Consider the following 16,040-nt stretch of genomic DNA (forward strand, 5'->3'; position numbering starts at 1 on the left):
CAGGGGCGCTTCCGGATTCGGAAGCGCCCCTGATTTCGTGTGTCGCGGTCAGTATGTCGAGGTGGACGAATCCAATCCGCCCGCTACGCCGAGCACGATGACGAACACCACATAGAGCAGGCCGAGGACGAGCGTGATCGCGCCGATCCAGATGCCGGCCAGCGCCATGCCGCGGCCCTCACCGCCGCGCTCCTTGATCTGGTTGAGCGCCATCACGCCGAGCACGATGCCCACGATCGAGCCGATGCAGGTGCACAGCCCCACCAGCGAGGACACCAGCGCGCCGATCGCCAGCCCGTTGGTCCCCTGCGGCTGCGGGTACGCGCCGTAGGGCTGGTAGCCCGGCGCCGGGGTGGCGCCGTAGACCGGCGGCTGCTGCGGGTACTGCGGCGCGGACGGCTGCTGGTAGTTCGGGTACTGCGGCTGCGACGGCGGCGGAGCAGGCTGCTGCGGGTACTGGGGGGCTGAGGGCTGCGACGGCTGTTGCTGCGGGTACTGCGGCACCGAACCCGGCGCGCCGGACTCCGGCGACACGCCGGAGCCGCCGTACTGCTTCCACCACTCGTCGGAATCGCCGGGATTCGTCATTCGTACAGCCTATTCCACAACCGCCGCCCGTGAGGTACCGCGACCTTGGTTGGATAGAGGCCGTGACTGACGCAAACTCGCTCGACAAACCCGCCGGATCTGGACACCCCGCGCCCGAACACGCGGCATTCGCCCAGGTCGCGCGGGGGTTCTATCCGGTTATCGTCGCCATTTTCACCGCGACACTGATCATCTCGAACATCTGCGCCACCAAGGGCGTCGAGTTCTTCGCCGATTCCTCGGTGATGCTCGGCCCGCTGCAGATCCTGCCGATCGCCACCGACGGCGCCTTCTTTCTCTTCCCGCTCGCCTACATCCTCGGTGACGTGCTCAGCGAGGTGTACGGCTTCCGCGCCACCCGCCACGCCATCTACACCGGCTTCGCCGCGCTGCTGCTGACCGTCGGCGCGTTCGCGATCGCCATCCGCCTGCCCGCCGCCGGTTTCTACGAGAACCAGGAGGCGTTCCGCACGGTCCTCGGGACCACGCCGCAGCTGGTACTCGCCGGGCTCGCCGGGTATTTCGTCGGACAGCTGCTGAACTCGGCCACGCTGGTGCTGATCAAGGAGCGCACCAAGGAGAAGCATCTGTGGGCCAGGCTGCTCGGCTCCACCGTCGTCGGCGAGTTCGCCGACACCCTGATCTTCTGCTCGATCGCGGCGACCGCCATCGGCATCGACAGCTGGCAGTCGTTCATCAACTACGTGATCGTCGGCTTCCTGTGGAAGACACTGGTCGAGATCATCGTCATGCCGGTCACCTACTGGGTGATCGCGTTCCTCAAGAAGACCGAACCGACCTACGCTCCGGCACCCGCCGACGCGCTGCACGACTGAATCCACGGTGCGGCGGGCCGGATTCCGGTCCGCCGCTTCGGGTCGCTAGGCGCCGGGCGCCTTGATCCGGCCCTGCCACTGACCGAGGAACTCGGTCTTGAACTCGTCGAAGTAGCCGCCATCGATGCTCGCCCTGATCCGGTCGACCAGGCGCACGGTGAACCGCTCGTTGTGGATGGTGCAGAGCGTGGCCGAGAGCATCTCCTTGGCCTTGAACAGATGGTGCAGGTAGGCGCGAGTGTAGTGCGCGCAGGTGTAGCAGTCGCAGTTCTCGTCGATCGGGGTGAAGTCGCGCCGGAAGCGGCTGGTGTTGATGTTGAAGCGGCCCTCGTCGACATAGATCGCCGCGTTGCGCGCGACCCGTGAGGGATTCACGCAGTCGAAGGTGTCTGCGCCGTTCTCGACGGCGACGAACATGTCCTCCGGCTCGCTGATGCCGAGCATGTGGCGCGGCTTGTGCTCGGGCAGTTCGTCACAGCACCAGCCGACGATGGTGCCGAGGTTGTGCTTCTCCAGCGCGCCGCCGATGCCGTAGCCGTCGAATTCCGTTCCGCCGGAACCGCGGATCGTCTCGAGATCGCGACAGGCCTTGCGGCGCAGGTCTTCGTACTGCGCCCCTTGAATCACCGCGAACAGCGCCTGGTAGGGGCGGTGACCGCGCTCTCCGGTGAGCTTCTCGTGCTCGTCGATGCAGCGCTGCGCCCACTCGTGCGTGCGCTGCAGCGACTTCTCCTGGTAGCCACGGGTGTTCAGCAGGGTGGTCAGCTCGTCGAAGGCGAACATGATGTCGGCGCCGAGCTGATGCTGGATGCCCATCGACACCTCGGGGGTGAAGCGGTGCTTGGACCCGTCGAGGTGGGAGCGGAAGGTGACGCCGTCGTCGTCGACGGTGGCGAGCCGTTCCTTGCCCTCGGCGATCACCTCGTCGGAGCGGATGTCGACGGCTTCCATGGCCAGCACCTTCTTGAACCCGACACCCAGCGACATCACCTGGAAGCCGCCGCTGTCGGTGAAGGTGGGCCCGTCCCAGTTCATGAACCGGCCCAGACCGCCTGCCTCGTCGACGATGTCGGCGCCCGGCTGCAGGTACAGGTGGTAGGCGTTGGCCAGCAGGGCCTGGGCGCCGAGGTCCTTCATGGTCTCGGGCAGCACCGCCTTCACCGAGGCCTTGGTGCCGACCGGGATGAAGGCGGGCGTGGCGATCTCGCCGTGCGGGGTACCGATGACGCCGGTACGGCCGTGCCGCCCGCCGTCGAGACGGGTGCCTACGGTGAAGGAGAACTCGCTGGGATCGGCCACCAGCCCATCGTGCCAGGGCCGGTGACCGCGGTATCCGGGGGCTCCGCGGTATCCGGGGCTACAGTTCCGCCGCCGCGAATTGGGCGTTGTAGAGCCGGTAGTACGCCCCGCGCTCCTCGAGCAGCCGCTCGTGGTCGCCGTGCTCGACGATGCGGCCCTTCTCCATCACCACGATCAGGTCGGCGTCGCGGATGGTGGAGAGGCGATGCGCGATCACGAAGCTGGTGCGGTCGCGGCGCAGGGCCGCGGTGGCCTGCTGGACCAGCAGTTCGGTGCGGGTGTCGACCGAGCTGGTCGCCTCGTCCAGGATCAGAATCGACGGCTTGGCCAGGAACGCGCGGGCGATCGTGATCAGCTGCTTCTCGCCCGCGCTGACTCCACCGCCCTCCTCGTCGATCACCGTGTCGTAGCCGTTGGGCAGCGAGTGCACGAACCGGTCGACGTAGGCGGCGCGGGCCGCGGCCTGGATGTCGTGCTCGGAGGCGTTCGGATTGCCGTAGGCGATGTTCTCCCGGATCGTGCCCTTGAACAGCCAGGTGTCCTGCAACACCATGCCGATCCGGGAGCGCAAGTGGTCGCGGGAGATGGTGGTGATGTCGACGTCGTCGATGCTGATGGTGCCCGCGTCGAGCTCGTAGAACCGCATCAGCAGATTGACCAGGGTCGTCTTGCCCGCACCGGTCGGGCCGACGATGGCGATCACGTGCCCCGGCTCGGCGACCAGCGAGAGCCGCTCGATGATCGGCACGTCCGGCTCGTAGCCGAACGAGACCGCCTCGAACTCCACCCGGCCGCGATCGACCGGCCGCGGGTTCTCCACCAGCGGGTCCGGGCTCTGCTCCTCGGCGTCGAGGATCTCGAAGATCCGCTCCGCCGAGGCGACGCCGGACTGCAGCAGGTTGGCCATCGCGCCGATCTGGGTGAGCGGCTGGCTGAACTGGCGCGAGTACTGGATGAAGGCCTGCACCTCGCCGAGCGAGAGATTGCCCGTGGCCACCCGCAGCCCGCCGACCAGCGCGATGAACACGAAGTTCACGTTCCCGAGGAACATGATCGCGGGCATGATCAGGCCGGAGATGAACTGCGCCTTGAAGCTCGCGTCGTAGAGCTTCTGATTGCGCTCGTCGAATTCCTTGCCCACTTCGCGGCTGCGGCCGAAGGCGGTGATGATCTCGTGGCCGGTGTAGGCCTCCTCGACCGAGGCGTTCACCGCGCCCGTGTACTTCCACTGGTCGACGAAGTGCGGCTTGGACCGCTTGGCGATCTGGGCCGTGACCACGATCGCGGCGGGCACGGTGAGCAGCGCGATCAGCGCCAGCAGCGGCGAGATCCAGAACATCATGATCAGGATGCCGATCACGGTGAACAGCGAGACCAGCAGCTGGCTCATCGTCTGCTGCAGGCTCTGCGAGACATTGTCGACGTCGTTGGTGACGCGGCTGAGCACGTCCCCGCGCGGGGAGGTGTCGAAGTAGCGCAGCGGCAGCCGGTGCAGCTTGTCCTCGACCTCGTCGCGCAGCCGCTTCACGGTCCGGTTGATGACGACGTTGAGCAGATAGCCCTGCAGCCAGCCGAACACCGAGGCCGCGACGTAGAGCGCGAGCACCAGCAGCAGCACCCTGGCCACCGCGTCGAAGTCGATGCCGGTGCCGGGCACGACGTCCATCGCCGAGAGCATGTCGGCGCGGGTGTTCTCGCCCCGGTCACGCAGCAGCGCGATGGTCTGTTCCTTGTCGAGGCGCGGATCGAGCTGCTTGCCGACGAACCCGTCGAAGACCAGGTTGGTCGCCTTGCCGAGCAGGTAGGGCCCGAGGGTGTTGAGCACCACCGAGACGATCACCAGCGCGATGATCACGCCGACGGTGAACCGCTCCGGCACGAGCCTGCCGAGCAGACGCTTGAGCGAGGGTCCGAACGATTTGGCCTTCGTACCCGGGGCGCCGGGGCCGGGAGCGCCTGGCCTCACCGAGCCTCCTCCACACTGAGCTGGGACTCGACGATCTCGCGGTACTCGGGGCACCGTTGCATCAACTGGTCGTGGGTGCCGATGCCTGCCATCGCGCCGTCCTCGAGGACGACGATCTGGTCGGCGTCGCGGATGGTCGCGATGCGCTGGGCGACGATGATCACCGACGCGTCGGCCGTCTCCGGCTTCAGCGCGGCCCGCAGCCTGGCGTCGGTGGCGACGTCGAGCGCGGAGAAGGAATCGTCGAACAGGTAGACGCGCGGCTTGCGCACCAGGGCGCGGGCGATGCACAGGCGCTGGCGCTGGCCGCCGGAGACGGTGGTGCCGCCCTGCGCGACCGGCGTCTCCAGCCCCTGCGGCATCTCGCGCACGAAATCGGCCGCCTGGGCGACCTCGAGCGCGCGCCACAGTTCCTCGTCGGTGGCGTCGGGCTTGCCGTAGCGCAGGTTGCTCGCCACGGTGCCGGAGAACAGGTACGCCTTCTGCGGGACGAGTCCGATGCCGCCGCGCAGGCTTTCGAGATCGAGGTGGCGCACGTCGGTGCCGCCGACGTACACGGCGCCGTCGGTGACGTCGATCAGCCGCGGGATCAGGTTGATCAGTGTGGTCTTGCCCGAACCGGTGGAGCCGACGATCGCGGTGGTGGTGCCCGGCGCGACCTGGAAGCGGATACCGCGCAGCACCGGTTTCTCGGCGCCGGGGAAGGCGAATTCGGCGAACTGCATGTCGACCAGGGCCGGGTCGGCCGCGAACGGCTGCGTCAGCCGCGGCGGGCGGACCGACGACTCGGTGTCGAGCACCCCGCCGATCCGGTCGGCCGAGACCGCGGCGCGCGGCGCCATCATGGCCAGAAACGAGGCCATCATCACGGCCATCAGGATCTGCATGATGTAGGACAGCATCGCGGTGAGCGAGCCGATCTGCATGCTCCCGTTGTCGACGTGGTGGCCGCCGAACCAGATCACCGCGACGGCGGTGACGTTGCTGATCAGCATGACCGTCGGGAACATCAGCGCCATCAGCCTGCCGACGGCGAGCGCGGTGTCGGTGAGCGCGGTGTTGGCCATTCCGAAACGCCAGATCTCCTGGCGTTCCCGGACGAAGGCCCGCACCACGCGGATGCCGGTGATCTGTTCGCGCAGGACCCGGTTCACGTCGTCGATGCGCGCCTGCATCTCGCGGAACCTCGGCACCATGCGGGCCACGATCGTGCCCATCGCCAGCGCGAGCGCCGGGACCGCGATGAGCAGCAGCCAGGACAGCCCGAAGTCTTCGCGCACCGCCATGATGATGCCGCCGATGCACATGATCGGGGCCATCACCAGAATGGTCACCGACATGACGATCAGCAGCTGCACCTGCTGGATGTCGTTGGTCGAGCGGGTGATCAGCGACGGCGCGCCGAACATGCCGACCTCGCGCGCCGAGAACGTCTCGACCCGGTGCAGCACCCCGCCGCGCATGTCCCGGCCCGCGCCCATCGCCGCCTGCGCGCCGAAGTACACCGAGGACGCCGAGGCCACGATCTGCACGCAGCTGACCGCGAGCATCCACAGGCCGGTGGTCCAGATGTAGCCGATATCGCCCTTGGTGACACCGTTGTCGATCAGATCGGCATTGAGGCTGGGCAGGTAGAGCATCGCGATGACCGACACCAGCTGGAGGACGATGACCCCGGCCAGCTGGGTGCGGTAGGGGGCCAGATAGGTCCGCAGCAGGGTGATCAACATGATGGGTCGAAGGCTACCCCGACCGAATGGCCAACGCCCCGGTGTTTTGCCCGCCTGTGGATGGTTTCAAACCTGTGGACAACTCACGGCGCGGCCGGCGTTCTCGGCTCCCGTCGTGCCCACGCGCCGGGGTCGGCGATCAGCTCGCCGACGAATCCGGGCAGCTGGTCGGCCGCGACATCGGCGATCGACACGTTCTCCAGAACCGCCCGGATATTGACCCGCAGCGCGATCCACACCCGCTGCAGGGGTTCGGCCGCGCCCGGATAGCGCACGTCCTCGGGCCGCTGGCCGCGCACCGAGGCCAGCGGGGATTCGACGGCGCGGATCACGTCGGCCACCGAGATCTCCGTCGCCGGGCGCCCGAGCCGGTAGCCACCGTCGGGCCCGCGCCTGCTGCGGACGAGCTCGGCCCGGCGCAGCTCGGCGAGCACGGACTCGAGCACCTTCGGTGGGATCTGCGCGGCCGCGGCGATCGCCTCGGCCTTGACGACTCCGTCGGCCGCGGCGAGCTCGAGCAGCGTTCGCACCGCGAAATCGACCCTGGCGGAGATATGCACGGCCTCGAACTTACGCGGTGCGCCGGGCTGCGGCGGCCTGCGGCCGCGCGCGGGCCCACCCCTCACGACGCATGGGCGCAGCCGGTCAGCACGCAGATCGCCGCATCGAGCAGGGTCTTCTCGACGAGCTCGTCGGGCGCGTCCGGGGCGAATTCGCTCGACAGCAGCGCCACCCCGAGCACCTCGATGGCCGCCGCGGCGCGCAGCAGCGACGCCGGGGTCGGGTCGGGGCCGGCGAGCCAGATCCGCATGCCCCTGGTGGGTTCCAGCAGGTCGGGGTAGCGATCGGCGATGGCGTGGACGATCGCGGCGGTGTCGCGTACACACAGCGCGCCGGCGTCGCGGTAGCGGATCATGCCGCGCAGGTAGCCGCGCAGCACGGCGCGGATGCCTTCGTCGTCGTAGGGGACCGCGTCGATGTCCTCGGTGACGCTGCGCAGGTGATCGATGATCGGGTCGATGATCGCGAGGAGCAGATCCAGCTTCGATGGGTAGTGGTAGTAGAGCGAGGCCTTTGTGATTCCCACCATATCGGCGACCTCACGCAGGCTCGACTGCTCGAATCCCTTGGCGGTGAAGAGCTGCACCGCGGCATCACGAATCGCCTTTTTAGTGCCTCCACCTGCGGTAACAGTGTCGGCGATCTCACGCGCTGCCATGCGGCAATCCTTCCATGACTCCGGGTAGCCTCTCGCGCAGCCCCGAAAACTGAGGTTGCCTCTCCACTTATTACCTCGGTAGTCTACCTACCGCACGGTAGGCAGAAAACGACGATGTGGAGGCGGGTCGTCAGGGGTGACCCGCGAGTGCTGTCTACGAGCCTGATCCCACCCGAGTTCTTCGCGCTAGGAGCACCCTCGTGTCCGTATACCTCTACCGATGGGGAAAGTTCGCTTTCCGCCGTAAATGGATCGTGCTACCGGTCTGGCTCTTGCTGTTCCTGCTGCTCGGAGGCGTCGGCGCCTCGCTCAGCAAGCCGATGACCAACGACTTCTCCATGCCGTCGCTCCCCTCGGAGCGCGCGAACCAGATCCTCGACAAGCACTTCCCCGGCATGTCCGAACAGTTCAAGTTCGACGCCGTGTCCGGCACCTACGTCATCGCCGCGCCCGAGGGCAGGCAGCTCACCGACCCGGCCAACCGCGCCGCGATCGATGCGCTGATCGCCAAGCTCAACGGCCTCGACATCGTCGATCACGACAAGCCGCTGATGAACCCGGTCGACCTGACCGAGAAGATGGGCTGCCTGACCACCCCGGACCCCTCGGTGTGTTCGGGTGCTCCGCTCAACGTGCTGAACGCGACCGAACCGAAGACCGTCGCGACCCTGAGCGTGCCGTTCACCATCTCCGGCGTCACCGAGGTGACCGACGAGGAGCGCGCGAAGGCCTACGACGTCGCCGACGAGGCCCGCAACGCCGGGCTCACCGTGGAGATGAGCGGCTCGATCGCCGCCAAGCAGGAGCAGCCGAGCGGTAAGTCCGAGATGATCGGCATGGGCGTCGCGCTGATCGTGATGGTGGTGGCCTTCGGCGCCATCGTCGCCGCGGTCGTGCCGATCGTCACCGCCATCGTCGGCCTCGGCGCCGCGACCTCGCTGATCATGCTCGGTACCTCGGTGATCGAGGTGCCCAGCTTCACCACCTTCCTGGCCTCGATGATCGGCATCGCGCTCTCGATCGACTACGCGCTGTTCATCGTGTCCAGGTACAAACACGAACTGGCCGTGCGGGAATCGGCCGAGGAGGCCGCGGGCACCGCGCTCGGCACCGCCGGTTCGGCCGTGGTGTTCGCCGGTCTGACCGTCATCATCGCGCTCGGCGCGCTCAGCATCGTCGGCGTGCAGTTCCTGACCTTCATGGGTCTGGGTGGCGCGATCGCCGCCGCGTTCGCGGTGCTCACCGCCATCACGCTGATGCCGGCGCTGATGGGCGCCTTCGGCAAGGCGCTGTTCAAGCCGAAGCTGCCGCTGGTCGCCCAGCACGATCCCGAGGACGAGAACTCGGTCACCCTCGGCCAGCGTTTCGGCCGTCTCATCGGCAAGGCGCCGTGGGTGGCGCTGATCCTGTCGGTGGTCGTGCTCGGCGCGCTCGCCGCGCCCGCGGCCGGGCTGAATCTCGGCCTGCCGGGCGAGGATTCAATGCCCAAGACCTCCACCGTGCGCAAGGCCTACGAGCTGCGCACCGAGGGCTTCGGTGAGGGCAGCAACGGTGTGCTCATGGTCGTCACCGATCTGAGCGCGGTGCCCGAGGGCCAGCGCGAGGCCGCCGTCGGCGCGCTGCGCGAGCGGCTCGCCTCCTACGAGGGCATGGACTACGTCACCGAGCCGCAGTGGAGTGAGAACAAGCAGGGCGCCATGCTCAACGGCGTGCCGAAGTCCGGGCCGAACAACCAGGCCACCAAGGATCTGGTCGCCGAGGCGCGCGGCGCCGAGCAGGACCTGAAGGCCCAGTACGGCATGGAGTACGGCATCACCGGCACCACCGCCATCTACGCCGATGTCGACCACGTGCTGCTCAGCAAGATCGTGCCGTACCTGGCCATCGTCGCCGGTGCCGCGTTCGTCCTGCTTATCCTGGTGTTCCGCTCGATCCTGGTTCCGCTCACCGCGGCGCTCGGCTTCCTGCTCTCGATGGCGGCCACCTTCGGCGCGACCGTGCTGATCTTCCAGGAGGGCTGGCTCGGCCTGATCGAGGATCCGCAACCGCTGGTCAGCTTCCTGCCGATCATGCTGATCGGCTTGGTGTTCGGCCTCGCGATGGACTACCAGGTGTTCCTGGTGACCCGCATGCGCGAGGAATTCGTGCACGGCAAGTCGCCCAAGGACGCGATGGTCGCCGGCTACCACCACGGCGCCCGCGTCGTGACCTCGGCGGCGATCATCATGATCTCGGTGTTCGGCTCGTTCATCCTGGAAACCGACGTCACGGCGAAGTCGTTCGGCTTCGCGCTGGCCGCTGGTGTCGCGATCGACGCCTTCATCGTCCGCATGGTCGTGGTGCCCGCGCTGCTGGTCATCATGGGCAAGTGGTCCTGGTGGATGCCGAAGTGGCTCGACCGTGTGATCCCCGATATCGACGTCGAGGGTTCGAAGCTCGAGCAGCTGCGCGCCCAGAACGCCGAGACGGTGAAGCAGCCGGTCGCCGTCGGCTGACCGGTCCCGCCTCGCACGACCCCGCAATCCCTGGTGGATTGCGGGGTCGTCGTTTTTTCCGAGAGTGGCTGGCAGACTCGGGACCAGCAAGACCCGGCTGTACCTCCCGATCCGCGCTTCGCATCGATCACCGAGGAGAAAACCGTGTCCGTCTATCTGTACCGGTGGGGCAAGCTGGCCTTCCGCCGCAAGTGGATCGTGCTCCCCGTCTGGTTACTGTGCTTCTTCGTGCTCGGCGGCCTCGGCGCCCAGCTGCAGAAACCGATGACCGACGACTTCAGCATGCCCAACCTGCCGTCGGAACGGGCGACCGAGATCCTCGACAAACACTTCCCCGGCATGTCGGAGGCCTTCGCCTTCGACGCCGTCACCGGCACCTATGTCGTCGGCGCGCCGGCCGGGCAGAAACTCACCGACCCCGCCAACCGCGAGGCGGTCGACGCGCTGATCGGGCGGCTCGAGCAGCTCGACATCGTCGACCACAGCAAGCCGATCCCGAATCCGCTCGCCCAGGCCGAGGAGATGGGTTGCCTCGGCGCCGAACGGGATCCGTCGACGTGCAGCGGCGCGCCGGTGAACGTGCTGAACAAGACCGCGCCGGACACGGTCGCCTACTTCAGCGTCCCGTTCACCATCAAGGATTTCGCCGACATCACCGCCGAGAACCGCGACGCCGCCTACGCCGTCGGTGACGCCGCCCGGCAGGCCGGACTCACCGTCGAGATCAGCGGCACCATCGCGATGGAACAGGAGATGCCGAGCGGCAAGTCCGAGATGATCGGTATGGCGGTGGCCCTGGTGGTGATGGTCGTGGCGTTCGGCGCGATCGTCGCGGCGTTCGTGCCGATCATCACCGCGATCGTCGGCCTCGGCGCGGCGACCTCGCTGATCTTCCTGTCCACCTCGGTGCTGTCGATCCCCAGCTTCACCACGTTCCTCGCCTCGATGATCGGCATCGCGCTCTCGATCGACTACGCGCTGTTCATCGTGTCCAGGTACAAACACGAACTGGCGGTGCAGGATTCGCCGGAGGAGGCGGCGGGCACCGCGCTCGGCACCGCGGGCTCGGCGGTGGTGTTCGCCGGTCTCACCGTGATCATCGCGCTGGCCGGGCTGAGCATCGTCGGCGTGCGGTTCCTGACCTTCATGGGTCTCGGCGGCGCGATCGCGGCGGCCTTCGCCGTGCTCACCGCCATCACCCTGATGCCCGCCCTGCTCGGCGCCTTCGGCAAGGCCCTGTTCAAACCGAAGCTGCCCGGCATCGCCAAGCATGACCCAGAGGACGACAGCGTCGTCACCAACGGCATGCGCGTCGCGAAGGTGATCGCGAAGGCGCCCGCGGTGACGATGATCCTGGCCATCGTGGTGCTCGGCCTGCTGGCCGCGCCCGCGCTGAACCTGAATCTCGGCCTGCCCGGCGAGGATTCGCTGCCCGAGTCGACCACCGTGCGCAAGGCCTACGACCTGCGCACCGAGGGCTTCGGCGAGGGCAGCAACGGTGTGCTGCAGATCGCGGTCGACCTCAGCGAGACCCCCGCCGACCAGCGCCCGGCCGCGCTCGCCGCGCTGCGCGAGCAGCTCGCCGCCAACCCGGACATGGAGCTGGTCACCGAGGCGCAGCTGAGCGAGGACGGCGCGGGCGCGCTGATCAACGGCATTCCGAACGCCGGACCGAACGCCCAGTCGACCAAGGATCTGGTGCAGTCGGCCCGCGACGCCGAACCCGCGCTGCACGAGCAGTACAAGATGTCGTACGGCATCACCGGCACCACGGCCATCTACGCCGACATCGACCACGTGCTGCTCAGCAAGATCGTCCCCTACATGGCGATCGTGGCCGGCGCGGCGTTCGTTCTGCTGATCCTGGTGTTCCGCTCGATCCTGGTTCCGCTCACGGCCGCGCTGGGCTTCCTGCTGTCCATGGCGGCCACCTTCGGCGCGACCGTGCTGATCTTCCAGGAGGGCAAGCTCGGGCTCATCCAGGACCCGCATCCACTGGTCAGCTTCCTGCCGATCATGTTGATCGGCTTGGTGTTCGGCCTGGCCATGGACTACCAGGTGTTCCTGGTGACCCGCATGCGCGAGGAGTACGTGCACGGCGCCTCCCCCACCGACGCGGTGGTCAAGGGCTATCACCACGGCGCGCGCGTGGTGACCTCCGCGGCGATCATCATGATCTCGGTGTTCGGCTCGTTCCTGCTCGAGACCGACGTGACGGCCAAGTCCATGGGCTTCGCGCTCGCGGCGGGCGTCGCGCTGGACGCCTTCGTCGTCCGCATGGTGCTCATCCCCGCGCTGCTGGTGCTGCTCGGCAAATGGGCATGGTGGATACCGGCCTGGCTCGACAAGATCGTTCCCGACATCGACGTCGAGGGCGCCCGGCTCCGCGAACTCCAGGATCAGCGCAAAACACCGGAACCCGCGCGTACCTGACCACTACCGGGTTTCCGGCCGCCTCGGAGCCGAGGGGCGAGACGTACCGCCGAAGGCGCAGTATCGCCCCTCGGCTCCGAGGCACAAGGGGCCGGAAACCCCGCGGCGCCAGCCGCCATGTCACTGACTGGGTTGCGGTACCTCGCACTCGCTGACCCGCGGGTTCAGGCCGATGTAGTTGGCCGGACCCGCGGCGGCGGTGACCGCGATCGTCGCCCAGGCCGAGCATTCCTTGGGCAGTGACGCGAAGTAGTGTCGCTGACCCGCGGCCAGCAGCCCCACGGCCACCCAGCCGAGGACGACGAGAACCATGAGCTTCCCCCCGAGCCCGATCCCGGACTTCGCGGGTGGCGGCTGTCGCCCGCGCATATGACATCGTTCCTTCCCGGATTTCGGTACTACCAGTCTATTACGTCCCGCCCCGGTGGGAAGGGCCGTACCGAGTGAACAGCCGACGAAAAAGAGCCCCTCACCTGGCATATCAGGTGAGGGGCTCCGTGGCGGTGGCGGAGGGATTTGAACCCTCGGACGGGGGTTACCCGTCACACGCTTTCGAGGCGTGCTCCTTAGGCCGCTCGGACACGCCACCGCCGCCTACGATACCGGAGTGGGTCCCCGATCGTTAAATCGGCTGGTCAGCGCTGGGTTCGGAAGAATTCGTCCAGCAGGGCGACGCACTCGGCTTCGAGGATTCCGCCCCGCACCTCGGGCCGGTGGTTGAGGCGACGGTCGCGAACCACGTCCCAGAGCGAGCCGACGGCGCCGGTCTTGGGCTCCCACGCGCCGAACACCACCTTGCCGACCCTGGCCAGCACCAGCGCGCCCGCGCACATGGTGCACGGCTCGAGCGTGACCGCCAGCGTCGCGCCCTCCAGCCGCCAGCCGTCACCGTGGACGGCGGCCGCGGCGCGCAGGGCGAGGACCTCGGCGTGCGCGGTCGGATCGCCCAGTGCCTCCCTGGCATTGGTCGCGCGCGCGAGCTCGCGCCCCTCGGCGTCGAAGACGACGGCGCCGACCGGCACATCGCGCGGGTCGGCGTCGGCGGCGGCCGCGATCGCGGCGCGCAGCATGTCCTCGTCGGTCACCGAGGCAGTTTGTCCAGGACCGCCGCGAATTCGGAGGCGAACCCGAGCCGCTGGGCGATCATGCCGAGCTGCTCGTCGGGGTAGAGGTCGGTCTCGGCCAGGATGACGCTGAGCACAGGCTCGGGCAGGCCGAGATCGGCGAGCACGCCGAGGTCGCCCTCTTCCCACGGTTCGATGTCGTCGAGCTCGTCGGGGTCGATGTCGGGAATCTCGACGTTGAGCGCGTCGAGGGCGTCGGCGGCGATGTCGTAGTCGATCGCGGCGGTCGCGTCCGAGATGAGCAGGCGGGTGCCGCTCGGCGCGGGGCGCACCACGATGAAGAATTCGTCATCGACGTCGAGCAGCCCGAATACCGCCCCGGAGCTGCGCAATGCCTTCAATTCGGTCTCGGCGACGGACAGGTCGACGAGGGCGTCGTGGCTCAGTGGACTGCATTGCCACGTACCTTCTTCGCGGACCACCGCGACGGCGAACCCCTCGACGTCGTAGTCGTCGTCCGACGTCGCCCTGTTCGAGCCCGAGCGCTGTGCTGCCATGGACCAAACGGTAGTCTGTCCCGCCCGCAATGATGAACTCGTGTGCCAATCTGTTCCGATGTCCCTCACCCAGCGTGCGCCTGTCTGCGTCCTCGGAACCGGTTTGATCGGCGGCTCACTGCTGCGCGCCGCCGTCGCGGCGGGGTATCCGGCGTTCGGCTACAACCGATCGGCCGCGGGTGCGGAGGCGGCGCGCCGCGACGGTTTCGACGTGTCGACCGAGCTCGGCGCGGTGCTGCGCCGGGCCGCGGCCGAGAATGCGTTGCTGGTGCTCGCGGTGCCGATGCCCGCGATCGCACCGATCCTGACCGAGATCGCCGCGCTGGCGCCGGAGTGCGCGCTGACCGATGTGGTGAGCATCAAGCGCCCGGTCCTGGACGCGGTGCGTGCGCAGGGGTTGGCGGCTCGCTTCGTCGGCGGCCATCCGATGGCAGGGACGTCCGAATCAGGATGGTCCGCAACCGATTCCGAGCTGTTCCGTGACGCGGTATGGGCGGTCGGCGTCGACGAGGGCACCGGCGTCGAGCCGTGGGAACGGGTGGTGCGACTGGCGCTTGACTGCGGGTCGGTGGTGGTTCCGGTGGTGGCCGGCGAGCACGACCAGGCCGTCGCCCGGATCTCGCATCTGCCGCACGTGCTGGCCGAAGCGCTGGCCGCGGCCGGCGCGGCCGGTGGTGACCTGGCGCTCGGGCTGGCCGCTGGTTCGTTCCGCGACGGAACCCGCGTCGCCGGTACCGCGCCGGACCTGGTGCGCGCCATCTGCGAACCGAACGCCGCCGCGCTCCTGCAGGTGCTCGACGAAACGATCGCCGCCCTGGTCACCGCGCGCGACGCGCTGGCGGCAGACGGCACCCTCGGCGAGGTTGTCGAGGCGGGTTACCGCGGGCGCACCGCGTACGAAGCGCGTACGCGCTGGGACATCACCGGCATCGCGCCGGGGGCCGAGGGATGGCTGGGCGAGTTGCACCGGGCCGGTCGGCAGGGCGGGGTCCTGCGCGCGTTGTGATCGGGCGCCGGCGGCCCTCGGCGAGGAACCGCCGCATCCCCGCGCTCGGCGTAGCAGGATCGGGCTCGGAGAAACCGCGAGCCGCTCCGCCGAGCCGTGCCGGCGGTGCGACCTGGTCGTGCCGGGCGACCCGAGATGCGGCGCATGTGCCGCCATCGGTGCGCGATAGAGCGTTGCGCACCAGCGGTTTCGGGCGTCAGACGCGTTCGGCGAGGCCGGGGTAGTCCAGCACGAATCCCTCGGGATCGACGGTCAGCGTCGCGCTCGAGACCGGCGAGAGCACGTTGATGCCGTCGGACGCGCTCGAGTAGGTGAGCTCGGCCTCCTGCACCAGCAGATCCGGTAGTCGCACGTACACGACCGGCACCTGCACGTCGCCGACCGCGTTCTGCAGGCCGAACCGGCGGATCGGCAGCGTATTGAAGAACGGGCTCAGCACCACGTCGACGTCGAGAGCGCCGGCGAAGGTGGAGCGCACGTGACTGCCGCCCGCGTCGACGAGCCAGTAGTTCTCCTCATCACGGGAGATGGAGGCGTGCCGCTCGCCCGCGGCCGTGGTGGTGCGCAGCGACAGCCGACGGGTGGCGCCCGCCTCGTCGGTGACCAGGTCGTACGACGCGCTGAAGGCCGGGTGCTCATCGCATCCGCTGCCGATCATTCGGCCCGCCGCCCTGATCCGGTTGCCGTTGAGCGTCACCCGGACCGATTCCATCCGCGTGTTGTCGTGGGAACGCCAGGTGAGCACCGTGGGCCACCGGGAGGCCGGTTTGATCTCGGTGGGGCCGTCGGCTGGGCCCGGGGCTGGGGTCGTCACCTCTCTACGGTAAGCGACACCAGCCCCGCTGCT

General features: G+C 68.3%; 14 protein-coding genes and 1 tRNA gene. 4 read left to right on the top strand and 11 right to left on the bottom strand.

Translation table 11 applies throughout. From position 1 onward, the window contains the following. Nucleotides 1-48 precede the first annotated feature (48 nt). On the bottom strand, nt 49-588 hold the full coding sequence (locus AB0H56_RS17905; protein WP_280300885.1) for a DUF4190 domain-containing protein: 540 nt from the start codon (nt 586-588) through the stop codon (nt 49-51). Between the two features lie 62 nt (nt 589-650). On the opposite strand from AB0H56_RS17905, the gene AB0H56_RS17910 reads away from it, so the two are divergent. Further along, nucleotides 651-1,424, top strand: a complete 774-nt coding sequence (locus AB0H56_RS17910; protein ID WP_357164084.1) for a queuosine precursor transporter — start codon at nt 651-653, stop codon at nt 1,422-1,424. 45 nt (nt 1,425-1,469) lie between these two features. Here the strand turns inward: AB0H56_RS17910 and tgt are convergent, their stop codons facing one another. The 5 genes from tgt to AB0H56_RS17935 all read right to left on the bottom strand — a co-directional run bounded on the left by tgt (nt 1,470) and on the right by AB0H56_RS17935 (nt 7,638). Next, on the bottom strand, nt 1,470-2,723 hold the full coding sequence (tgt, locus tag AB0H56_RS17915; protein ID WP_357164087.1) for a tRNA guanosine(34) transglycosylase Tgt: 1,254 nt from the start codon (nt 2,721-2,723) through the stop codon (nt 1,470-1,472). A gap of 58 nt (nt 2,724-2,781) precedes the next feature. Continuing rightward, nucleotides 2,782-4,689 carry an ABC transporter ATP-binding protein gene (locus tag AB0H56_RS17920; RefSeq protein ID WP_357164090.1) on the bottom strand — a complete coding sequence of 636 codons (1,908 nt, stop codon included), beginning with the start codon at nt 4,687-4,689 and terminating at the stop codon, nt 2,782-2,784. Further along, nucleotides 4,686-6,419 (bottom strand): ABC transporter ATP-binding protein, encoded by a 1,734-nt coding sequence (locus AB0H56_RS17925; protein WP_357164093.1) that lies wholly within the window; start codon nt 6,417-6,419, stop codon nt 4,686-4,688. Before AB0H56_RS17925 ends, AB0H56_RS17920 begins: the two co-directional genes overlap by 4 nt. An 83-nt stretch (nt 6,420-6,502) precedes the next feature. Next, a complete protein-coding gene (locus AB0H56_RS17930) occupies nt 6,503-6,979 on the bottom strand; it encodes an Rrf2 family transcriptional regulator (protein ID WP_357164096.1) in 477 nt (158 codons plus the stop codon). A gap of 62 nt (nt 6,980-7,041) precedes the next feature. Beyond that, a complete protein-coding gene (locus AB0H56_RS17935; protein ID WP_357164099.1) occupies nt 7,042-7,638 on the bottom strand; it encodes a TetR/AcrR family transcriptional regulator in 597 nt (198 codons plus the stop codon). Between the two features lie 200 nt (nt 7,639-7,838). On the opposite strand from AB0H56_RS17935, the gene AB0H56_RS17940 reads away from it, so the two are divergent. Together AB0H56_RS17940 and AB0H56_RS17945 are read left to right on the top strand one after the other, a co-directional pair. Then, on the top strand, nt 7,839-10,133 hold the full coding sequence (locus AB0H56_RS17940; RefSeq protein WP_357164102.1) for an MMPL family transporter: 2,295 nt from the start codon (nt 7,839-7,841) through the stop codon (nt 10,131-10,133). 144 nt (nt 10,134-10,277) lie between these two features. Then, complete coding sequence (locus AB0H56_RS17945; protein ID WP_357164105.1) at nt 10,278-12,566, top strand: MMPL family transporter; 2,289 nt, start codon at nt 10,278-10,280, stop codon at nt 12,564-12,566. A 120-nt stretch (nt 12,567-12,686) separates the two neighbouring features. Here AB0H56_RS17945 and AB0H56_RS17950 read toward each other — a convergent pair whose 3' ends face one another. The 4 genes from AB0H56_RS17950 to AB0H56_RS17965 all read right to left on the bottom strand — a co-directional run bounded on the left by AB0H56_RS17950 (nt 12,687) and on the right by AB0H56_RS17965 (nt 14,187). Continuing rightward, entirely contained in the window at nt 12,687-12,935 is a 249-nt protein-coding gene (locus tag AB0H56_RS17950; RefSeq protein ID WP_308633185.1) for a hypothetical protein, read from the bottom strand. A 129-nt stretch (nt 12,936-13,064) separates the two neighbouring features. Further along, nucleotides 13,065-13,155 (bottom strand) — tRNA-Ser (locus tag AB0H56_RS17955). 46 nt (nt 13,156-13,201) lie between these two features. Then, nucleotides 13,202-13,636, bottom strand: coding sequence for a nucleoside deaminase (locus tag AB0H56_RS17960; protein WP_233001638.1), 435 nt, complete (start codon nt 13,634-13,636; stop codon nt 13,202-13,204). A gap of 11 nt (nt 13,637-13,647) precedes the next feature. Next, nucleotides 13,648-14,187 (bottom strand): tRNA adenosine deaminase-associated protein, encoded by a 540-nt coding sequence (locus AB0H56_RS17965; protein ID WP_110038132.1) that lies wholly within the window; start codon nt 14,185-14,187, stop codon nt 13,648-13,650. Between the two features lie 58 nt (nt 14,188-14,245). On the opposite strand from AB0H56_RS17965, the gene AB0H56_RS17970 reads away from it, so the two are divergent. After that, nucleotides 14,246-15,193, top strand: a complete 948-nt coding sequence (locus AB0H56_RS17970; protein ID WP_357164109.1) for a prephenate dehydrogenase — start codon at nt 14,246-14,248, stop codon at nt 15,191-15,193. Between the two features lie 196 nt (nt 15,194-15,389). On the opposite strand, the gene AB0H56_RS17975 is transcribed toward AB0H56_RS17970, so the two are convergent. After that, a complete protein-coding gene (locus AB0H56_RS17975) occupies nt 15,390-16,007 on the bottom strand; it encodes a putative glycolipid-binding domain-containing protein (protein ID WP_357164112.1) in 618 nt (205 codons plus the stop codon). Nucleotides 16,008-16,040: the final 33 nt, after the last annotated feature.

The organism is Nocardia sp. NPDC050717, assembly GCF_040654275.1.
Classification (GTDB): domain Bacteria; phylum Actinomycetota; class Actinomycetes; order Mycobacteriales; family Mycobacteriaceae; genus Nocardia.

Bases quoted from the DNA above. Each gene is read 5' to 3' on its own strand.
- AB0H56_RS17965 (WP_110038132.1), bottom strand. From the start codon at position 14,187: ATGGCAGCACAGCGCTCGGGCTCGAACAGGGCGACGTCGGACGACGAC.
- AB0H56_RS17935 (WP_357164099.1), bottom strand. From the start codon at position 7,638: ATGGCAGCGCGTGAGATCGCCGACACTGTTACCGCAGGTGGAGGCACT.
- AB0H56_RS17950 (WP_308633185.1), bottom strand. From the start codon at position 12,935: ATGCGCGGGCGACAGCCGCCACCCGCGAAGTCCGGGATCGGGCTCGGG.
- AB0H56_RS17960 (WP_233001638.1), bottom strand. From the start codon at position 13,636: ATGCTGCGCGCCGCGATCGCGGCCGCCGCCGACGCCGACCCGCGCGAT.
- AB0H56_RS17905 (WP_280300885.1), bottom strand. From the start codon at position 588: ATGACGAATCCCGGCGATTCCGACGAGTGGTGGAAGCAGTACGGCGGC.
- AB0H56_RS17925 (WP_357164093.1), bottom strand. From the start codon at position 6,419: ATGTTGATCACCCTGCTGCGGACCTATCTGGCCCCCTACCGCACCCAG.
- AB0H56_RS17970 (WP_357164109.1), top strand. From the start codon at position 14,246: ATGTCCCTCACCCAGCGTGCGCCTGTCTGCGTCCTCGGAACCGGTTTG.